Genomic DNA, 4548 nt, shown 5'->3' on the forward strand with positions numbered 1-4548 from the left:
CCGACGTGTCTACTTTCCGGGGGTCAGGCCCCGTGTTGAGGCGCGAGGATGTAGGCATAGACATAGTTTTTCCTTTCATGTGCTTATACGTGCTGTGTTTAGACGAGTTGCCATCCAGCTGCGTTGATGCGTTCTTGCCAGAAATCGCGGTATTGACCCGGCTGGTTGACCAGCTCGTTGTGGCACCCGCGCTGGGCGATACGCCCATCGTGGGAGAGCACAATGATTTGGTCAGCTTGACGAATGGTTTCAAGTTTGTGGGCGATGACAATCAGTGTGGAGTGCTTGCGTAGCTCGTTCATCGCCGCAACAATGTTGGCTTCATTTTCCGCGTCCAACGCGCTGGTGGCCTCATCGAACAGCACGATCGGGGCTTTCTTCACCAAGGCGCGAGCGATGGACACTCGTTGGCGTTCCCCTCCTGACAGTGCACGCCCGCCAGCACCCGCCAATGAATTCCAGCCGTCTGGGAGACGGTTGACAATTTCCGTCACGCCCGACAGGTCAGCGGCCCACCTGATTTCTTCATCGGTAGCTTCGGGGTTGCCAAGGCGAATGTTGGCTTCGAGCGTGTCATTGAATAAGTAGACGTCTTGGAAGACCAGGGATATCTGGCGCATCAGGTCTTCGGTGGTTTGCTCGCGCACGTCCACTCCGCCAACGCACACGCTGCCGGACTGCACATCCCAGAAACGTGTAACCAGCCGGGCGATCGTCGTCTTCCCGCACCCAGATGGGCCAACCAGGGCACACATGCCGCCTTGCGGGACATGGAAGGAAATATCACGGAGAACCGGAGTGTCCGGATCGTAGCCGAAGGTCACATCATCGAAGCGAACATCACCAGGAGCGCCCACCGGTGTGGAGATGACAGGTTCGGACAATTCGGGAGCGTCCATGACCTTGTCGACGTGGTTCATCTGCTGGCGGCGTTCTTCCAGCCCCGACATACTTCCGCCAATGTCTTGGAGCATGGTGGTGAACCGCAGACACATGCCGATTGTGACCACGGCGTTCAGCGCAGTCATTTGCCCGCCGAGGGTGAGTTGGACGCTGAGCCAGATCATCACCACAATGAGCGCTTGGACGAACATCCCATTAATCAGGTTCGCTAATGTTTCGAGCCACAATGCTTTGCGGCCCTTGCGGTCAGCCTGGTCGAAAGCCTGATCAAGGGCCGGGTAGTCGTCGGCGACATGGCAGGAACGCAGCGCGCCTTGGCAGGTGGCGAATTCGACCATGCGAGCCGCCAGCTCCGAATCCGCTGGTTCGGAAACCTGCTTGCCCTTATCGAGAAGCACACGAGAGATATGGAGGAAGGCAAGCATGATCGGGAACGCGATCGTCAAGGTCAGTCCCAGCCGCCAATCCCAGAACCAGGTTCCCACAGTGACTACGAGCACGGCTGAGAGTTTTTGGACGAGGGAGAAAATGAAATGTGCCGCCGACTCGCCCAAGTCCATCATTTCCTTGGTGACCATGCGCGACAGTCGGCCAGAGCTACCCGAATCGAACACTCCCAGTGGTAGGCGGGCTACTTTGTTACCTACTGCCTGGTGGATGTCGTGAATGAATCCAAGCGCGCCGATATAGCCGGTGCGCATGCCATAAAACTCCGTGCCCACGCCCAGCACCGCGAACACCGCCAAGGCGATGAGCCAGCCCCAAAACGACAGCCCCCACACCGGCATTCCGGTCGCCAAGGCGCTTGCTGCAGGGAGTAGCGCGAGCAGGGCAAAGCCGTGACACAGTCCTGAGACCGCACCCCACGCTTGACCGACCGAGAGGTCTCGCCACGAGGTGGGTTCCATCAAACGCTTAAAGCGTGGCAGCAATAGTTGATTCATCGTTTCATCTCCTCGCATGCACCTTGGGCAAGAAGTGCCTGATAGTGCGCATTACCCAACAGCTCGTCATGTTTACCGACCACAGCAATGCCCCCGCGTTCCATGACGACAATCTGATCCGCGCCCCTGATCGAGGCCAACCGGTGGGCGATCACAATCACGGTTCTGCCTTTGGCAAGAGTCGAGAGAGCTTGTTGAATTTTCGATTCCGATTCCGGGTCCGCCATCGCCGTCGCCTCGTCCAGCACCAACACTGGGGCATCAACCATGAGCGCCCGGGCGATCGCGATACGGGCTGCCTGCCCGCCCGAAACGTGGGTGCCCTCCCCCAACACGGTGTCGTAACCATCTGGCAGGCTCATGATGAACTCGTCGATCTGCGCTGCTCTCGCCGCCTGCCGCACCTGATCCAAGGTTGCGTCTGGCGCGCCCAGGGCAATGTTGTTGTGGATGGTGTCGCGAATAAGCTGTGCATCTTGCAGGACGAACGCGACCGTCGAATACAACACATCCTGGGAAATGCTCTTTAGATCAACCCCGCCGATAGTGATCGTGCCAGCGTCCGGGTCATCGAAGCGGGCAATCAAACTCGCCAACGTCGACTTCCCCGCACCCGACGGGCCAACCAGCGCGGTCACCGTGCCTGCCGGAATGCTCAGGCTCACCTCGTCTAATGCCTGGGTATCGTCATAGGCATACGACACACCCCGAATCTTAATATCATGACCGTGTGGCGTCTGTGGCGCATCGGGCTGACTCAACGCCGGTAGCTCCATGACGTTCACCAGCCTCACTGCCGCAGACCCTGCGAGCTGGTACGACCAGGCGATAGTTGCGACTGTCATCAACGCTCCCGGCAGCACCAAGGCGATCAACGTCGTCGTTATCACCTCGTAGATGCTCACCCAACCGGCGTTCATCATCAACGCGCCACCGCCCAGGTTCACGATCAACAACACCGGGATCGACACCCACGAAAATGAGGCGACCGACATCGACACCAGCGGCATACACCACGCCCGGTAGAACTTAGAAAACTCGTTAGCCGCATCTAAATAGGCTTTATGTGCTTGGCCGACCTTGCCGAATGCTTTCACCACTGAGATACCGGCAACGAACTCGGCCATCGTTGCCGAAACCTGAGCGAGCTTGGTGTCCATTTGTGCGGTCTTCTCATTCATCCCACGCATCGACATGCCATACATGCCCACATAAATCGGAATCGTCGCAGTCGACAGCAACGCGAGTCGCCAATCCACCACAAACGCATACATCAACAAGGCGAGCGGGGATACGATCGCGTTCAGCTTCTCAATCGGCCCGTGCGCGATCACTGTATGCACCGTGGCCGTATCATCCTGAATGGTCTTGCGGATCTTCCCCTCACCCTCGCGGGTAAACCACGACAGCGGAGCAGTCGACATTCGGGCGGCAATTTGCCGACGCATCTGGTTACGCAACGACAGGTCAATAAAATGCGTCACGCCCAATGCAACAAAATATAAGGTCAACCGGGCCATGTATGCGCTGACGAGGAGTATGACGATCCAGTTCACTCGCGCCGGGTCCACCTGGTCTTGCATAAGTTCTCTGCCAAGCTCCACCAGAGCCACATACGGGGCAATAGCCAACACACCAGAGAGAAAAGCCAAAACCTGCGCGATAAACAGTTTGCCTTTCACCGGCTGCGATAGCTTACGAATCGCCCTTTGACCAGCGACAGATTTTTCCTTCGCCGACTCATACTCACCGTCAACAACCTGATCCATTGCACGATCGTCCACGTAAACACCATCCTTCTTAGGTAAGTCTAACCTTACTTTATTTCTGGGAGGTGTACCTAACCGTGCACGTCAACCGCTGCAATATCACCCTTGCAGGGTCATGCTCACCTGTTCACCGGTGCGGAATACGAATCGGATCGTATCCTCGTCTACGATGGCGTGGTCGATGAGTGCGCTCCACTGTGCGGGGCGAAAATCGTTCACAGGTTCGCCTGCCAGATCGCCTAGGGCTGTGGTGATGGCGGCGTGCTTGGCGGTGTTCGCTGCAATATCTGCCTCTAGGCTCGCTTTGGATTCAGCAAAAGCGCTACATGTCACTATCCGCACTCGAACAGACCAAACACCTCATGCACCGAAAAGGAGACGACCATGACGATCAGCACCAGCTAACCGCCTAAACAAACCCCGAACTTCAAACCGAGCCGAAAGCTAGACGGCTACACCACTCCACGGGACTTGACCATAAACCTTCCTAGGCATGGAGGTAGATTACCTTTCCCCGACCCAACACGGTCGGAATCAGAGGTGTCTACCAAACAGGGGTCAGGTCCACCAGCTCGCTATGCTGTCCTGGTACACCGTCCTCCTGTTGCAGTGGATGGAGGGACACGGTTTGCGTTCCATCATGAATCGTGCAATCGAGCATCACCGGAAAACTGGAATTGTGTGGATCAATCGGCAACCGAATCGCTACCTAGATTCGAAAGAACACCGAAACCTTGTTTTTAGTGACACGCTTGAAGCTCTTGAGCAAGTAATCCTTTTTGAGCTATCGAATTACTTTCTTAAATTCTCCAACGAATACAAGAAGGTCCACGGAAAAGAGCAGTTCGACAACGACTGGTACGAATACGTCGAGTACGGCACAACGAAACAGGAAAGGCCCCGTCCGGTCTAGGGGTGAATGCGCCACATCG

The 4548-nt window shown here is 56.5% G+C and carries 2 protein-coding genes; both read right to left on the reverse strand.

The genetic code is table 11. The annotated features are described in order from the left end of the window. Positions 1-98 precede the first annotated feature (98 nt). Complete coding sequence (locus HMPREF2550_RS03030) at positions 99-1847, reverse strand: ABC transporter ATP-binding protein (protein ID WP_070789628.1); 1749 nt, start codon at positions 1845-1847, stop codon at positions 99-101. Beyond that, complete coding sequence (locus HMPREF2550_RS03035; protein WP_070762284.1) at positions 1844-3631, reverse strand: ABC transporter ATP-binding protein; 1788 nt, start codon at positions 3629-3631, stop codon at positions 1844-1846. The genes HMPREF2550_RS03030 and HMPREF2550_RS03035 overlap by 4 nt, the downstream gene beginning before the upstream one ends. Between the last annotated feature and the right edge of the window lie 917 nt (positions 3632-4548).

It is taken from the genome of Corynebacterium sp. HMSC074A01 (assembly GCF_001831515.1).
Classification (GTDB): domain Bacteria; phylum Actinomycetota; class Actinomycetes; order Mycobacteriales; family Mycobacteriaceae; genus Corynebacterium.